Raw genomic sequence first — 15,947 nt, 5'->3', positions numbered from 1 at the left:
CTCACAGCGGGTCGAGCCGCGGCAGCAGCCGCGCCAGCTCGGCGCGCGTGGTCGCGCCCAGCTTGGCGCGCGCCTGGGCCAGGTGCGACTCCACCGTGCGCACGCCGCACTCGAGCCGCTCGGCGATCTCGCGGTTGCGCAGGCCCTGGGCGGCGAGCCGCGCCGCAACCAGCTCGCGCGGGGTCAGCGTGACGGGGACGTCGGCCGGCTCGGCCTCGCGCCAGGGGGCGTGACGGTCGATCTCGGCGTGGATGCGCGCGAGCGCCTCGTCGCACTCGCGCACGCGCCCGACGGCTCGGCGACCGAGGTAGATGCGCCGGGCGTCGCGCAGGGCGTACGCGCTCGGCAGCCACATCTGGTAGGTCTCGAAGTGCTCGGCGATGCGCACGAGGCGCGCCGGGTTGCGCTCGCCGGCCGCGTCGAGGTGCGCCCGGGCGAGGCGCACGAGCGCGAGCGTCCCGGGGGCCGACCGGAAGCCGGTCCCGAACCGCTGCAGCGGCCCGTGCAGCCCGGCGAAGTACAGCAGCACGCGGTACGGCAGCTCGTCGTCGAGGGTCGGGTCGACCGGCTCGTCCCGGGACTCCGCGACGGCCGTGAGGGCGGCGCCGACCCGGTCGACGAGGTGGCGCAGCCGCAGCGGCAGCAGCCGCGGGACGGCCTCGGCGAACCGCTCCCACTCCGCGCGGGAGCGCTGGATCTCGCCGAACGTCGCGGCGGTGCCGGCGGCGACCATGTGCCGTAGCCAGCGGCGGTGGTAGTCGACGTCCGGCAGGCGCGCGGCCACCTCCAGCAGCGGGTCGCGCCGGGCCGCGCTCTCGCCGGCGAGCAGCAGCACGAGCCCCTGCGCGACGAGCGCGGCACTGGCGGCGTCGCAGACGGCGCCCGTCGCGGGCAGGCGTGACGCCGGCAGGGGACGCGGGGCCAGCACCGAGCCGGTGTACGGGGGCACGCGCGAGTCCCACACGGCGTCCACGTCCACGAGCAGCGCCGCGAGCGTGGCGACGAGGGGATCGGCGTGCTCGGCCGCGATCCGGCGCAGGCGCACGACGTCGTCCCCGAGGGGCTCGGTGCGGTTCCACAGGTGCAGGACGAGCTCGGCGGCACGGTCCGTCCCGGCCCCGGGGTCCGCCGAGGCCTGGGCGGCGAGCACGTGCCGCACGAGCCGGGTCGAGGTGGTGGAGGCGGGATCGTCCTCGACGAGGTCGTCGAGGACGGCGAGCGCCTCGCGCGGGTTGCCCAGGGCGGCGATCGCGCGGGCGCGCGCCAGGGTCGGCAGCTCGATCCGGTGGGACGTCGAGGCCAGCACGGCGGCACGGATCTCGGCGGGCGTGCCGAAGGCCGTGAGGCGCGAGATCGTCCGGACGACGAGGTCGCGGTGCACGTCCGCCACCTCGGCCGGGACGGTCCCGCACGACGTCCAGGCACGGGCGCAGAGCTGGGCCTCGCGCTCGGAGATCGGCAGACCGAGGCTCGCCTGGGCGAGCAGCCCCGCGGCGATGCGCTGACGCCAGTGCTCCACGCGGTCCAGCGGGCTCTGGTGCCGCAGCGCCGCCGCGACGAAGCCCGGCACCGACAGGTGCTGCTCCTGGTCGAGCGGCACGAGGATGCCCGCGCGGGTGAGCGCCTCCACGACGGGAGCGTCGATGAGCGCCCCGATCGCGAGCTCGTCGAGCGGCTCCACCTCCGAGAGCGCCACCGCCGCGGCCGCGCAGTCGTCCGGGACCGCGCCGAGCGCACGGCGCAGTCGCTGCAGTGCGGGCAGGGGAGCGTCACCGGGGGAGAGCGTCGCGCTGATGCTCGGATGCGGGTCGGCCTGCACCTGACCCTGCGCGTGGAGCTGGAGCAGGTCGAGGGCCCACGACCGCCGGCCCAGCGCGAGCGCCGTGACGGCGTCGACGGCGGCCGAGTCCAGCGGCATGGGGGACTGCTCGTGCAGGAATCGGGTCATCTCGGCCTCGGTCAGCGGATCGAGGTGGAAGCGCTGGACGTCCTCGGACGCGCGGCCCAGCGGTTGCGCCCCGTAGACCGCGTCGAGCACGTCGGTCGCGTAGGCGCGCTGGTGCCGGCCGGACTCGAAGCCCACCACGACACCGCCCTCGTGCTCCAGCACGCGGCGTAGGAGCCCGGGCCCACCCAGGACGAGGTCGTCGGCCACGAGGACGCTGGGCGGCGCCGATGCGTCGTCGTGCGCCTCCGTGAGCGGGACGCCGTCCTCGGCGAGTGCGGTCCGCACCTCCTGCAGCACGGCGGACTTGCCCGTGCCCTGCGCACCCGTGAGCAGCACGGCGCGGCCGTCGCGCACGATCCCCACGATCTCGCGCGCCAGCTCCCTCACGTCCTGGGTGGACGGGGTCCCCAACAGTCGTTGCACGTCGATCCATCCCCGAGAAGTGGACCGGCGGCGTCCGGCCCGACCTGTGTCACAGCGTAGGGTCCAGCGGCCGCACGTGCGCGCTGCGGACCGGCGTCGCCGGGTGCCCCCTCCGTGTTCGAGAGGTTTGTCTCAGTATTCCCACCCGTCCCTCTACGCGCTACTGGCACACGTGGTCTCTCTCGCCGACTGGACCTAGCGTCCGAAGGAAGTCACCCCGGGTTGCACCGCGGGAAGCGCGAGAGAGCAAGGAAACGAGGCAAGGTGAACGCACAGAACTCACGACCCCCGGGCCGCGCGCGGCGCGCCCGCAGACTGGCGATCGGAACCGCGGCGACGCTGCTGGTCGCCCCCGCACTGGCCCTCAGCTCCGCGCTCGCGGACGACGTGCCCACGACGGCGGACTCCGCGGCCCACGGCCACGGACTCTTCGTCGAGGGCCTCGGGCTGGATGTCGCCGGATCGGCGCGCGCCGTGTCCGAGGTGGGCACGAACCCCGGACCGAACACGGACCGGCTGAACCTCAGCGTGCTGGAGGGCCTCGTCGACGTGGACCTGGGGACGGTCGAGCTTCCCCTGATCACCCCCACGGCGAACGGCAATGGCCTGCTGTACCTGGGCGATCTCGGCACGCTGTCGAGTCGCGCGGCCTCGCCCAGCACCACGAACTCGGTCGCCTCGTCGGGCATCATCAACGAGGACGGCTCGCTCAACGTCGACGCCGCGGCCGGCGGCGACTTCGAGCCCGCGACGGTCAACCTCACCAGCCTGCTCGGGCAGGTGATCGGGGCCGACGCGGTCGACCGCCTGATCAGCCAGGCGCAGATCCAGATCGGCGCGCTGGGAGCCCGCGCCGAGAAGGACGGCGCCGACGTCACGCGCGACTACGCCGTGGCGGACCTGCGACTGAGCGTCGACAGCCCGCTCGTCGCCGCGCTGACGGACGACGTCGACGCCGTCGTGGACGACGCGGTCGAGCCGGTGCTCGGCCTCGTCGGTCCCGGCGGGGCGATCGAGACGCTCACCACCGGGGTCGTCGACACCGTCGACTCGCTGCCCCTCGTGGACGCCGAGCTGAGCGGCCTGTCGGTCGACACGGCCGCGCTCTCCACGAGCGTCCGTCGCGAGCTGCTGGCCGAGCCCCTGTCCAACGCCGAGGGCTCCGTCACGGTCGACCTCGCGAGCGGACGGATCGGCGTCGACCTTGCCGCGCTCGTCATCGACGCGGCCGGCGTGGACGACCTCAACTCGCTGCCGCCGAACACCGAGGTCCTCAGCGGCGCGGTCGTCAACGCGATCCTCGACGGCGTCACCGAGGCGCTGGTCGGTCCCGGCCCGAACTCGCTCGTGACCAAGACGACGAACCTGGTGACGGACGGCATCTACGACGTCGGCCTCGACATCGGACTCGACGTCACCGCGGTGGGCGGCGTGGTCCAGGCGCCCGTGAGCGTCACGGGCACGCTCGGCGGCTTCCTCGGCAGCGAGGGCGCCGCGGAGCCGACGGTCGACACGAGCGGCCTCGCGGCCCTCGGGATCCCGCTCGGTGACATCACGCAGCCGCTCACGGACGCCCTGGGCGGACTCGTCACCGACATCGGCACTCCGCTGGAGCCCGCCGTGGACGAGGTCGTCGGGGGCATCCAGCCCGCCGTCACGGCCGCCGTCCAGCCGGTCGTGACCGAGCTGCTGGACGACGCGCTCGAGCCACTGCTCGAGCGGATCGCCCGGATCACCATCAACGAGCAGGACCAGCCCACCACCACGGCGCAGGCCGCCGCGCTCGACCTCGGCCCCGAGAGCTACACGGTCCGCGCCCTGTCGCTGCGGGTCCTGCCGGACATCGCGGACGTGGACATCGAGCTCGGCTCCGCCAGCGTCCTCGCCCTCGACGAGGCCGACGCCGACGCGGACGCCGACGCCGCGGATGCTGACGCGACGGATGCGGATGCGACGGACGCGGATGCGACGGACGCGGACGCCACGGACGCGGATGCGACCGATGCGGATGCGACCGATGCGGATGCGACGGATGCCGACGCCACGGACGCGGATGCGACCGATGCGGATGCGACGGATGCCGATGCGACGGATGCCGACGCGACGGACGCCGATGCGACAGATGCGGACGCCACGGATGCGGACGCGACGGACGCCGACGCCGACAGCGGCGTCGGTGGCGAGGACGCGAACGCGGACGCGGACGCCAGCGGCGTCGAGTCCAACAGCGCGACCGCGCCGTACGGCGACGGCACGCTGGCCTCGACCGGCAGCTCGAGCAGCGTCCTGCCGGCGATCGCCGCCCTGGCCCTGATCGGCCTGGGGATCGGCGCGGTCGTCGTCGCCCGCCGACGCACCGACGGCTGATCCATGCCCCAGGGCGGGCCGGGATCGTCTCACGACGGTCCCGGCCCGCCCTGTCGTCCCGCCCACCTGTCCGAGAGGTGATCCGTGTCCACGAGCCCCGACCCGCCGCTGAGCCGCTCCGCCCGCATCACGGGCCTCGTCGCCCTGGCGGTGACGGCCGTGGTGATGCTGACCACCGTCCTCGTGGTCGCCCCGGCGGGAACCCCGCTGCGCGCCGAGGCCCGCAGCGTCGCCCTGCCGTACTTCGGGCAGAACTGGCGCGTCTTCGCCCCGGACATCCTCAAGACCGACCGCACGCTCGAGCTGCGCGCCCAGTGGAGCGGTCCGGACGGCCGCCCCGTGCAGTCCGACTGGGTCTCCGTCACGGACATCGAGCACCGCTCCGTCACCGGGCACGTCGTCCCGTCCCGCATCGCCAAGAGCAGCTGGAACGCCGCCGGCACCTACCTGCAGCGCTACCTCGCGCTCGACGAGGCGCAGCGCGACCGTGCACGCGACTCGTTCGTCACGGCCGACGGCGAGGCCGTCGCGGACGAGCAGCTCATCCGGACGCTGGGGGAGGGGGACGCGGACGTGATCCGCTTCCTGCGTCTGGACTACATGCTCATGCGGTACGCGACGATGTACGCAGTCGCGGGGTTCGGCCGGCCGATCGAGCAGGTGCAGTGGCGGATCGTGCGCGAGCGCCCCAACGACTTCCAGAACCGCTTCGTCGAGGAGCGTCAGTTCGCCACCGCCACGACGACCTTCGGCTGGCGCCGCTCGCGCGTCACCGTCGCGCCGCGGGTGGTCCAGGAGTACCGCGAGCTCATCCGGCGGCACGGCGCCGGCTGGCTGTTCGCCGAGGCGGCGTCGTGAGCCGCGCCGCCGTCCTCCTGGACCGGGTGCTGCGCTGGTTCACCGGCGCCCAGCACCACCTGCGCAGCTTCGCGGTGCTGCGGATCCTGTTCGGCCTGTCCATCCTGGCCCTGCTCCTGCCCAGTGCGCGCGACCGGGCGCTGCTGTGGGGAGACGCCTCGTTCTGGGTGGACCCCGAGGCGCGACGCCGCGGCTTCTGGACGTTCGACACGCTGCTCGCGAAGGGCTCGCCGGCGGCGTTCGACCTCGTGTTCCTCGCGCTCGTCGTGCTGGCCGTCCTGTTCACGATCGGGCTCGGCACCCGCGTCGTGCTGCCCCTGCTGCTCGTGCTGCTCGTGTGCCTGCAGGCCAACAACCCGTACGTGCTGAACGGCGGCGACACGCTCACACGGCTCGCGCTGCTGTTCATGCTGTTCTCGAACCTGGGCGCGCACCTGTCCGTCGACGCCCTGCTGCGGCGTCGGCGCGAGGCCGCGGGACGCCCACCGCGCCGCCTCGTCCCGGCCCACGTCGCGAACGCCGCCCACAACGCCGGCCTCGTGCTGTGCTGCTTCCAGATCGTGGTGGTCTACGCCGTGTCGGGCGTGTGGAAGCTGTCGGGCGAGGCCTGGCTGGAGGGGACCGCGCTGTTCTACGCCCTGCGGCTCGAGGCGTTCCAGGTCCAGCCGCTCGTCAGCGAGCTGCTGTGGCAGTCGGGCCTGCTCATCACCGCGGCGACGTTCGTGGCGCTGTGGACGCAGACGCTGTTCCCGCTCGCCGTCCTGTGGCGGCCGACGCGCGCCTTCTGCCTCGTCGCGCTCGTGCTCATGCACCTGGGCATCGCCGCCCTGCTGGGCCTGTGGTCGTTCTCGCTCGCCATGATCGCGCTGGACACGCTGTTCGTGCGTGACTCGACCTGGCTCGCGCTGCGGAGGCGGCTTGCGCCGGCCCTGAGTCGCCTCGATGCCGGGCTGGGTGCGCTCGGGGTGCGAGCCGCTGCGGCACGCTGAGCCGTGCTGCGAGGATGGGGCCATGACTCGCGAGGCCGCCCTGTTCGATCTCGACGGCACCCTGTGCGACACCTCGGCGATCGTCCACCTCACGCAGGGCCCCGACCGCGACTACCGTGCCTTCCACGCCGCGTCGGCCGGCTGCCCGCCCGACGCCGCGGTGCGGGCGGCGCTCGAGGACGCCCGTCGGCGGGGCCTGGCGATCGTGCTGTGGACCGGTCGCGAGTTCGTCTGGCGGGACCTCACGATCGACTGGCTCGCCGCTCACGAGATCGCGTGGGACGGCCTCTACATGCGCCTCGCGGCGGACTACCGGCCGGCCCCGAAGGTCAAGGCCGAGCTGCTGCGCGACATCGCCGACGACGGCTTCCGCGTGGTCGAGGCCTGGGAGGACGACCGCGAGATCGTCGCGCTGCTGGACGCCGCAGGAGTCACGTCCGTCACTCTGGTCCCCAGCCCGGCCTGAGCGCGGATCGCGCGTCTTGACACCACCGGGACCCCGGTTCACTGTGAGGTAGATCGCCCGAGTGTGGGGGTGCCCGATGAACCTGACGTTCCGCTCCGTTCGCGTCGCTGTCGCGACGGTCGTCTCCACGCTCTCGCCGCCCCACCAGCGCGAGCACCATCGTGCCCCGCGCCGGCGGGGGAACCACCGTGGCCGTCGCTGACCGCCGCGCCACGATCTACGACGTCGCGAAGGTGGCGAACGTGTCCGTCGCCACCGTCTCGCACGTCCTCAACCGCCCCGACAAGGTCCGCGAGTCCACCCGGGCGCGGGTCCTCAAGGTCATCGACGACCTCGACTTCGTCCCGAAGGAGCAGGCCGTCTCCCGGGCCCGGCGCGGCGTCGGCCGCATCGGCGTCCTCGCGCCGTTCACGGCCCATCCGTCCTACCTCGAGCGCCTCGCCGGGATCCTCGAGGACCGCACCGGCCGCACCGAGGTCGTCGTGTTCGACCACGACGACGCGGGAGGCGACGAGCGGCCGCTGCTGGCCTCCCTGCCGTCCTCCGGGCGACTCGACGGCCTCGTCATCATGGGCGTGCCGCTGGACGACACGCTCGCGCGCCGGCTGATCCGGCGGCGCCTCGCGACGGTGCTCGTGGACGGCGAGTACGAGGGCTTCTCGTCCGTCTCGGTGCGCGACGACCGCGGCGGCCTCATCGCGGGCCAGCACCTCATCGAGCGCGGCCACCGGCACGTCGTCTTCGTCGCCGAGGCGAACCAGGTCGCCGACCCGATGGCGCCCGACCAGCGGCGCTGGTTCGGCGCCGAGTCGGCCTTCCGGCTGGCGGGCCTGCCGCAGGACTCGATCCGGCGGCTCCAGTGCGGGCCGGGCTTCGTGCACGCCGACGAGACGCTCGACCAGCTGCTCGCGCTGCGGCCGCGGCCCACCGCCGTGTTCGCGCACCACGACGAGCTGGCCGCGTCCGTCGTGGCGGCCGCGCGGCGGCGCCGGCTCACCGTCCCGGACGACCTCGCGGTGATGGGCTACGACGGGGGAGTGCTGGCCCGGGCGATCGGGCTGACCACCGTCGACCAGCCGCTGCGCGAGACCGGGGCGGTGGCCCGGCGCCTCATGATGGCGCAGCTGGGCGGCGCGCAGGAGGCGCAGCAGATCCGTCTCGACCCGCGCCTCGTGGTGTCCGCGACGACCTGATCGCCGCGCCACGACGGGCCCGACCCTTGTCGCGGTCCCGGTCATGGGTCATGATGTGTACGAGGAATCTCCCGAGATCGCTGGGGAAGGCGCACCTAGGGAGGTACCCATGAATACGGTCCGGAACGGCACCCCCCTGACGAGGGGTGTACTTTTCGTGCACTCTGCCCCGTCGGCACTGTGCGCCCACATCGAGTGGGCGGCCGCCGGCGTGCTCGGCGGCAAGGTCGATCTGGCGTGGACACCGCAGCCCGCCGAGCCCGGCACGTACCGGGCCGAGCTGTCGTGGCAGGCCCCGGTGGGCACCGCCGCCTCCCTGGCCTCGACCCTGCGCGGCTGGGACCTGCTGCGGTTCGAGATCACCGAGGAGCCCACCGCCACGAGCGAGGGCGCCCGCTACTCCTTCACGCCCACCCTGGGCATCTTCCACGCCATGACGGGCCTGCACGGGGACGTGCTGATCCCCGAGGACCGCATCCGCGCGTTCCGGGTCAAGGCGGCCCAGGGCGAGATCACGATGGACGAGGCCCTGGACGGACTGCTGGGCGTCAAGTGGGACGCCGAGCTCGAGCCGTTCCGCCAGGCCGGCGAGGGCGCGCCCGTGCGCTGGCTGCACCAGGTGATCTGACCCGCTCGCGGGGGACTCAGCCGATGGTGACGGTGATCTCGGGCGTCGAGTCGCCCGAGGCCTTGTCGGTCACGCGGAACTTCCGCTCGCCCGTGCGCGACGTGTAGATCTCGGTCTTGAAGCGGCCGCCGTCCTGCGCGGCCACGGTGACCGGGAAGTCGTCCCACGGGCCGTCGCCGTCCTTGACCTGCACCTGCAGGACCGTGCCGCTGTCGACGGTCGGGATGACGCCCTCGATCGGGAAGCGCTGGCCGGGGGAGACGCGGTTGCCCGGGATGGGCGTCAGCTTCGGCTTGGGCTTCGCCTCGTCCTCGGGCGCCTCGGTGGTGGGCGCCGCGGTGGGCGTGGGCGTGGTGCTGGGCTCGGTCGTGGGCGCGGCCAGCGGGGGCAGGTCCGCGGACGTGACGCCGGTGGCGGTCAGCGCGCCGGCCGAGAACAGGCCGACCGCGACGCCCAGCGCCACTCCGATGAGGGCGAGCCAGCCGGCGGCACGCGCGGCGGGACGGCGGGGGTCGGATGCAGACGTCACGCTTGGATTCTACGGGGCTTGCCCGGCGCAGCCCGTCCGACGTGCCTAGGATGGCGCAATGAACGGCCCGGGCGACTGTCACGTCGTGGACGACGTCGAGTTCGTCGTCGTCCACGGGTACCGCCGGGCCTACCGCCGCCGCGGCTCGGGTCCGCCGCTGCTGCTCCTGCACGGGATGGCGTGCGACTCCACGACGTGGCTCCCCGTCATCGACCAGCTCGCCGAGCACTTCACCGTCATCGCCCCCGACCTGCTCGGCCACGGCGAGTCCGACAAGCCCAACGCCGACTACTCGCTCGGCGGCTTCGCCAACGGCATGCGCGACCTGCTGACGATCCTGGGGATCGACAAGGTCACGGTCGTCGGCCACAGCTTCGGCGGCGGCGTGGCGATGCAGTTCGCGTACCAGTTCCCCGAGCGCACCGAGCGGGTCGTCCTGGTCTCCACCGGGGGACTGGGATCCGAGGTCTCGCCGCTCATCCGGGCGCTCACGCTGCCCGGCGCCGGCCTCGGCCTGCGCCTGGCGACGCTGCGCCCCGTGCGCGAGGTGGCGGGCCCGTCGCTGCGCGTGCTGGCCAAGGCGCCCGTGCCGCTCGTGCGCGACCTCGGCGAGGTCGCCGACATCTATGAGCGACTCTCCGACCCCGCCCAGACCCTCGCCGTGACGCGGCTGGCCAAGACCGTCCTGGACTGGCGCGGCCAGTTCGTCACGATGGCCGACCGCGCCTACCTCGCGCGGCTCATGCCGGTGCTGATGGTGTGGGGCCGCCAGGACGTCGTGATCCCGGTGGCGCACGCGGGCAAGCTGCCGTCGCTGGAGAACTCGCAGGTGCACGTCTTCGAGGACTCGGGGCACTTCCCGCACAAGGACCACCCGGACCAGTTCGTCCGCCTCGTCGTGGACTTCTGCCGCACGCAGGCGCCGGCGCAGTACCACCGGGGCCGCTGGCGGGCGCTGCTGCGCCGGGGGGATCAGGCGGGCTTGGTGACCGTGCCGGTCTCGGACGCCGACTCGGACTCGCCCTCGGCCGTCAGCTGAACCTTGTGGTGCCGCTGGTGCCAGAACCCGTTGCCCGTGGCCCAGCCGGCCAGGGCGACCGAGATCCAGCCGATGAACGCGCCGGCGACATCGTCCGCGATGAAGTGCCAGCCGAAGTAGAGCGTGGCGATCACGGTGAGCACGAAGTACACCCACGCCGTGATCTGCAGGTAGCGCGGCTGGTCGGTGCGCTGGAAGAACAGGACGGCCGTCAGGGTCACCGAGACGTGCAGCGAGGCGAACGCGCCGATGCCCCAGATGGGCGCGGCCATCGGGTTCTCGTGGTTCTGCGCCGCGTTGATGAACAGCGACTCCTGCAGCTGCGTGACGCCCGTCGTGGGCAGGTCGTCGAAGAGCGTGCCGTTCGTGTAGGCCGGGCCCAGCGACGGGAAGATGTAGTAGGACGCGGCGCCGAGCACCCAGTTGAGCGACAGGGCGGTGGCGTACCAGGCGCCCAGCGAGAAGTCGCGGTTGAGCACCAGGAAGGCCGCGAGCGTGATCGGGATGAGCGGCAGGTAGCTCACGTAGACCGTGGCCAGCACCTGCGCCATGAGGCCCGTGCCGAGCAGGCTGTGCAGCACGTCGGCCGGGTGGTGGCCGAACATGAGCCAGTAGTCCCAGCGCGACAGCATCGTGTCGAAGTTGACGCCCTCGCGCAGCACCGGCAGGAAGCCCTTGATGTTGCGGTAGCTGACGTAGCAGACGTAGAAGGTCAGCAGGCCCGTGGCGATGTGGCCGACGCGGGCCCAGGACCACTCGTCGCGCACGATCTCGCGCACGCCGCGGCCGAAGCCGCGGAAGCCCGAGCGCTTGAGCGCGAGCGGGACGATGCCCGCGGCGAAGAACGCCAGGCCCATGAGCGGCAGGCGGACGTACGCGGGGCCGAGGAAGCCCTCGGGGTCCTTCAGGGCGATGCCGAGCCTGGCCGAGTAGACGACGGCGGTGATGCCGATCGCGAGCGCCACGAGGACGCCGAACGTGTAGGGCCATGAGCGTGCTGCGCGCCACCACCGTTCGACCATGCGTGACAGTCTACGGTGGCGGCGCACAGCCATGACTCAGGCGTCTGCGCCCTCCTGCGCGACGCCCGCGACCGCAGTCGGATCGTCGATCCGCAGGCCCTCGAACGCCTCCTGGGCGAGCTTCGGGTCGAGCCGGCCCTCACGGCCGAGGGACGCCAGCACCGCCACGACGATCGACTCGGCGTCGATCTGGAAGTAGCGGCGCGCGCCGGCGCGCGTGTCGGCGAAGCCGAACCCGTCCGCGCCGAGCGACGTCCACGTGCCGGGCACCCAGCGCGAGATCTGGTCGGGGACCGCGCGCATGTAGTCGCTGACCGCGACCGTCGGGCCGCCCTCGCCGAGCTTCGTCGTGATCCACGGGGTCCGGGCGTCCTCGCCGAGGTGGTTGAAGTTCCATCGCTCGGCCTCCTCGGCCTCGCGAGCGAGCTCGTTCCACGACGTGACGGACCAGACCTCGGCGGCGACCTCGTACTCCTCGGCCAGCACGCGCTGGGCCTCGAGGGCCCACGGGACCGCCACGCCGGACGCGAGGATCCGCGCGGGTGCGTCGGCCTCGATGGGCGAGGAAGCGTAGCGGTACGCGCCCTTGAGGATGCCCTCCGTGTCGACGCCCTCGGGCTCGGCCGGCTGCACGAGCGGCTCGTTGTAGACCGTCATGTAGTAGATGACGTTCTCGCCCGTGCCGCCGTGCTCGTTCGGCTCGTCGCCGTACATGCGGCGCATGCCGTCCTGCACGATGTGCGCGATCTCGAACGCGTACGCCGGGTCGTAGTGCACGACGGCGGGGTTGGTCCGCGCCAGCAGGGGGGAGTGGCCGTCGGCGTGCTGCAGGCCCTCGCCGGTCAGCGTGGTGCGGCCCGCCGTGGCGCCGATGAGGAAGCCGCGCGACATCTGGTCGGCCATCGCCCAGATCGAGTCGCCGGTCCGCTGGAACCCGAACATCGAGTAGAACAGGTAGACCGGGATCATGTGCTCGCCGTGCGTGGCGTACGCGCTTCCGGCCGCCGTCGCCGACGCCAGGGCGCCGGCCTCGCTGATGCCCTCGTGGAGCAGCTGGCCCTTCTCGCTCTCCTTGTAGGCCAGCAGCAGCTTGCGGTCGACCGACTCGTACATCTGGCCGTGCGGGCTGTAGATCTTCGCCGACGGGAACATCGAGTCCATGCCGAACGTGCGATACTCGTCGGGGGCGATCGGGACGATGCGCGAGCCGATCTGCTTGTCCTTCATGAGCTCGCGCAGCAGCCGCACGAACGCCATCGTCGTGGCGATCTGCTGCTTGCCCGACCCCTTGCGCAGGTCGGCGTAGGCCTCGTCGCCCGGCAGGGTCGGCGGGGTCGCCTTGACGATGCGCGACGGCAGCGGGCCGCCCAGCGCGCGTCGGCGCTCGAGCATGTACTGGATGTGCTCGTGGTCCTTGCCCGGGTGGTAGTAGGGCGCGCCGTCGGGCGACTCGATCTGCTCGTCGGTGATCGGGATGCGCAGCCGGTCACGGAAGTTCTTCAGGTCGTCCGTGGTCAGCTTCTTCATCTGGTGCGTGGCGTTGCGCGCCATGAGCGACTCCAGCAGCCACCCCTTGATGGTGTGCGCCAGGATCACCGTCGGCTGGCCGCGGTGCTTGCGAGCGGCGTCGAACGCGGCGTAGACCTTGCGGTAGTCGTGGCCGCCGCGGGGGAGGCGCTCGATGTCCTCGTCCGACAGGTGCTCCACGATCTTGCGCAGCTCGGGGTCGGGACCGAAGAAGTGCTCGCGGTTGTACGCGCCGTCGGCGATCGAGAGGTTCTGGAACTCGCCGTCCGGGACGCGGTTCATCTGGTTCACCAGCGCGCCGGTCGTGTCGCGGGCGAGCAGGTCGTCCCACTCGCGGCCCCACACGACCTTGATGACGTTCCAGCCGGCGCCCAGGAAGATCGACTCCAGCTCCTGGATGATCTTGCCGTTGCCGCGCACGGGGCCGTCGAGCTGCTGCAGGTTGCAGTTGATGACGAACGTGAGGTTGTCGAGCTGCTCGCGGCCGGCGACGCTGATCGCGCCGAGCGACTCGGGCTCGCCCATCTCGCCGTCGCCCAGGAACGTCCAGACGTGCTGCTCGCTGGTGTCCTTGATGCCGCGGTGCTGCAGGTAGCGGTTGAACCGCGCCTGGTAGATCGAGTTGATCGCCGCGAGGCCCATCGAGACGGTGGGGAACTCCCAGTAGTCGCTCATGAGGCGCGGGTGCGGGTAGGACGACAGGCCCTGGCCGAAGCCCTGCGAGTGCTCCTGGCGGAAGTTGTTCAGCCGGGCCTCGTCGAAGCGGCCCTCGAGGAACGAGCGGGCGTAGATGCCCGGCGCCGCGTGGCCCTGGTAGTAGATCTGGTCGCCGCCGCCGGGGTGGTCCTTGCCCCGGAAGAAGTGGTTGAAGCCGACCTCGTAGAGGCTGGCCGCCGACTGGTAGGTGGCGATGTGGCCGCCGACGCCCAGGCCGGGGCGGTTCGCCCGCGAGACCATGACGGCGGCGTTCCAGCGGATGTACGAGCGGATCCGGCGCTCGATCTCCTCGTCACCGGGAAAGTCCGGCTCGCGCTCGGGCGGGATGGTGTTGATGAAGTCGGTGCTGCGCAGCGCGGGCATCCCCACGTTCTGCTCGCGGGCGCGCTCCAGCATGCGCAGCATGACGTAGCGGGCGCGGTCGCGCCCACGCTCGTCGACCATCTGGTCGAGCGAGCTCAGCCAGTCGCGCGTCTCGTCGGGATCGACGTCGGGCAGCTGCGTCGGCATGCCCCCATGGATGATGGGGCGATCGGGGCCGGATGAGGCCATGTGCTCTCTCCCTCGGGTGTCGGGATGGACTCCTCCATCAAACCACCCGGAGTTCGCTAGTGTGAGTCCGGCAAGGACCATGACGACCTACTGAGAAGTAGGGAACAAGGAGGTGCGGTGGACGCGGGGAAGCTGGGCTTCAAACCTGACTCCGTCATCCAGGAGCTCGGCTGGGACGAGGATGCCGACGAGGAGCTGCGGACGGCGATCGAGACCCACACGGGCCACGCGATGGTGGACGGCGACATCGGCGAGGTCGTCGACGGCGTCATCCTGTGGTGGCGCGAGGAGGACGGTGATCTGACCGACGCCCTCGTGGATGCGCTGCAGGACGTCGACGAGGGTGGCTTCGTCTGGCTGCTGACGCCGAAGGTGGGCCGCGAGGGACACGTCTCCGGCGCCGACATCGGCGAGGCCGCGCCCATCGCCGGGCTGTCGATCACCACGACGTCCGCCGTCGGCCCGAACTGGGTCGCCACCAAGCTCGGGACGCACAAGCGATGAGCGCCTCGACCGGCGTCGTCGAGGTGGGCATGCCGGCCCCCGACTTCACGCTCAAGAACCAGCACGGCCAGGACGTCACGCTCTCCGAGCTGCGCGGCCGCAACGTCGTCGTGCTGTTCTACCCCTTCGCCTTCAGCGGCATCTGCACCGGCGAGCTGTGCGAGATCCGCGACAACCTCAGCGCGTTCAACGACGCGGACGCCGAGGTGCTGGCCATCTCGTGCGACCCGATGTTCTCGCTGCGGGCTTGGGCGGACCAGGACGGCTACTCCTTCAGCCTGCTGAGCGACTTCTGGCCGCACGGTGCGGTCGCGAAGGCCTACGGCATCTTCCAGGAGGGCCCCGGAGCGGCCGCCCGCGGCACCTACGTGATCGACCGCGAGGGCGTCGTCCGGTGGAAGATCGAGAACGGATTGGGTGACGCTCGCGAGCTCAACGGGTACCTCGAGGCACTCCAGTCACTTGCCTGACAACTTGGGCGAATGACCCATGTTTTTTGGGCCAAAATCATCCACCTAGACCATGTGGATCTGGTTTGATGGCACTACCGCGCCGCCGGGGACCCGAGACCCCGGCGGCGCGGCTTTTTCGTCTCCGGAGGGCGCTCGTCCGGGTGTGCGTTACCGTTCTCCTGCACTCGGGGCGAATAGCTCAGTTGGTCAGAGCATCCGGTTTACACCCGGAAGGTCGGGGGTTCGAGACCCTCTTCGCCCACCCTCGCGCGCGGTCCGGCTACAGCAGGGCGGACAGCCGCTTCCTGCGCCGGTTCTGGGTCACGATCCAGGCGATGTCCGGGACCGTCGTGTCGAGGGCGCCGAACGCCTCGAGACCGGCGGGCGGGTCCGCTGCGACCGCCACGCTCCACGCGTAGCCGAGCGCCTGGCGCAGGGTGCGGGCGCCGGGTCCGCGGCTGAGGTCGGCCGGCATCGACGCGAGTCGCCGCGTCGCCCGGCGGCAGATCTCGATCGCCCCGGCGGCCGCCTCGGGGCTGCGCAGCAGACGCGGTTCGCACACGGCGGCGACGGCCGCCCGCTGGACGAGCGGGTCGGGATCGGCGACCCAGCGGTGGGCGATCGTGAACAGCGTCGTCGTATCGGCGTCGCCTAGCTGTACTCGGCAGACACGTTGGTGACACGGGGCTTGTGAAAGAGGAGGACCTCCCGGCTTAGTGGAGATGTCTAAGTC

Annotated in this window: 14 protein-coding genes and 1 tRNA gene; 10 read left to right on the top strand and 5 right to left on the bottom strand. The window is 72.1% G+C overall.

Annotated elements, in window-relative coordinates:
* Position 1 precedes the first annotated feature (1 nt).
* Positions 2-2,371 (bottom strand): helix-turn-helix transcriptional regulator, encoded by a 2,370-nt coding sequence (locus tag AB3M81_RS13545; RefSeq protein ID WP_412904443.1) that lies wholly within the window; start codon positions 2,369-2,371, stop codon positions 2-4.
* A gap of 264 nt (positions 2,372-2,635) precedes the next feature.
* Here AB3M81_RS13545 and AB3M81_RS13540 point away from each other — a divergent pair, with 264 nt between their 5' ends.
* The 6 genes from AB3M81_RS13540 (at position 2,636) to AB3M81_RS13515 (ending at position 8,872) form a co-directional block, all read left to right on the top strand.
* Positions 2,636-4,738, top strand: a complete 2,103-nt coding sequence (locus AB3M81_RS13540; RefSeq protein ID WP_412904442.1) for a choice-of-anchor G family protein — start codon at positions 2,636-2,638, stop codon at positions 4,736-4,738.
* Positions 4,739-4,822: 84 nt separating this feature from the next.
* Positions 4,823-5,596 (top strand): DUF5819 family protein, encoded by a 774-nt coding sequence (locus AB3M81_RS13535; protein WP_412904441.1) that lies wholly within the window; start codon positions 4,823-4,825, stop codon positions 5,594-5,596.
* The gene (locus AB3M81_RS13530) at positions 5,593-6,585 is read left to right on the top strand and encodes an HTTM domain-containing protein (RefSeq protein ID WP_412904440.1); all 993 of its coding nucleotides are present in this window, start codon (positions 5,593-5,595) and stop codon (positions 6,583-6,585) included. Before AB3M81_RS13535 ends, AB3M81_RS13530 begins: the two co-directional genes overlap by 4 nt.
* Before the next feature lie 22 nt (positions 6,586-6,607).
* Positions 6,608-7,051 (top strand): phosphatase domain-containing protein, encoded by a 444-nt coding sequence (locus tag AB3M81_RS13525; RefSeq protein ID WP_412904439.1) that lies wholly within the window; start codon positions 6,608-6,610, stop codon positions 7,049-7,051.
* A 188-nt stretch (positions 7,052-7,239) separates the two neighbouring features.
* On the top strand, positions 7,240-8,244 hold the full coding sequence (locus AB3M81_RS13520) for a LacI family DNA-binding transcriptional regulator (RefSeq protein WP_412904438.1): 1,005 nt from the start codon (positions 7,240-7,242) through the stop codon (positions 8,242-8,244).
* 157 nt (positions 8,245-8,401) lie between these two features.
* Positions 8,402-8,872, top strand: a complete 471-nt coding sequence (locus AB3M81_RS13515; protein ID WP_489671977.1) for a DUF3145 domain-containing protein — start codon at positions 8,402-8,404, stop codon at positions 8,870-8,872.
* A gap of 16 nt (positions 8,873-8,888) precedes the next feature.
* Here the strand turns inward: AB3M81_RS13515 and AB3M81_RS13510 are convergent, their stop codons facing one another.
* Positions 8,889-9,401, bottom strand: coding sequence for a hypothetical protein (locus AB3M81_RS13510; protein WP_412904436.1), 513 nt, complete (start codon positions 9,399-9,401; stop codon positions 8,889-8,891).
* A gap of 58 nt (positions 9,402-9,459) precedes the next feature.
* Between AB3M81_RS13510 and AB3M81_RS13505 the strand changes: the two genes are divergently transcribed.
* Complete coding sequence (locus AB3M81_RS13505; protein WP_412904435.1) at positions 9,460-10,440, top strand: alpha/beta fold hydrolase; 981 nt, start codon at positions 9,460-9,462, stop codon at positions 10,438-10,440.
* Here the strand turns inward: AB3M81_RS13505 and AB3M81_RS13500 are convergent.
* Both AB3M81_RS13500 and aceE read right to left on the bottom strand, forming a co-directional pair.
* On the bottom strand, positions 10,374-11,462 hold the full coding sequence (locus AB3M81_RS13500) for a phosphatase PAP2 family protein (RefSeq protein ID WP_412904434.1): 1,089 nt from the start codon (positions 11,460-11,462) through the stop codon (positions 10,374-10,376). The two genes, AB3M81_RS13505 and AB3M81_RS13500, sit on opposite strands and share 67 nt — an antisense overlap.
* Before the next feature lie 36 nt (positions 11,463-11,498).
* The gene (aceE, locus tag AB3M81_RS13495) at positions 11,499-14,258 is read right to left on the bottom strand and encodes a pyruvate dehydrogenase (acetyl-transferring), homodimeric type (protein WP_412904433.1); all 2,760 of its coding nucleotides are present in this window, start codon (positions 14,256-14,258) and stop codon (positions 11,499-11,501) included.
* Positions 14,259-14,375: 117 nt separating this feature from the next.
* On the opposite strand from aceE, the gene AB3M81_RS13490 reads away from it, so the two are divergent.
* The 3 genes from AB3M81_RS13490 to AB3M81_RS13480 all read left to right on the top strand — a co-directional run bounded on the left by AB3M81_RS13490 (position 14,376) and on the right by AB3M81_RS13480 (position 15,476).
* On the top strand, positions 14,376-14,762 hold the full coding sequence (locus AB3M81_RS13490) for a DUF3052 domain-containing protein (RefSeq protein WP_412904432.1): 387 nt from the start codon (positions 14,376-14,378) through the stop codon (positions 14,760-14,762).
* Positions 14,759-15,232, top strand: coding sequence for a peroxiredoxin (locus tag AB3M81_RS13485; protein ID WP_412904431.1), 474 nt, complete (start codon positions 14,759-14,761; stop codon positions 15,230-15,232). Before AB3M81_RS13490 ends, AB3M81_RS13485 begins: the two co-directional genes overlap by 4 nt.
* Before the next feature lie 170 nt (positions 15,233-15,402).
* Positions 15,403-15,476: transfer RNA gene (locus AB3M81_RS13480), tRNA-Val, on the top strand.
* 18 nt (positions 15,477-15,494) lie between these two features.
* Here the strand turns inward: AB3M81_RS13480 and AB3M81_RS13475 are convergent.
* Positions 15,495-15,776 (bottom strand): hypothetical protein, encoded by a 282-nt coding sequence (locus tag AB3M81_RS13475; RefSeq protein ID WP_412904430.1) that lies wholly within the window; start codon positions 15,774-15,776, stop codon positions 15,495-15,497.
* Between the last annotated feature and the right edge of the window lie 171 nt (positions 15,777-15,947).

It is taken from the genome of Aeromicrobium jepli (genome assembly GCF_047246605.1).
Taxonomy (GTDB): Bacteria; Actinomycetota; Actinomycetes; order Propionibacteriales; family Nocardioidaceae; genus Aeromicrobium.
This window is presented reverse-complemented; position numbering and strand designations above follow the sequence as displayed.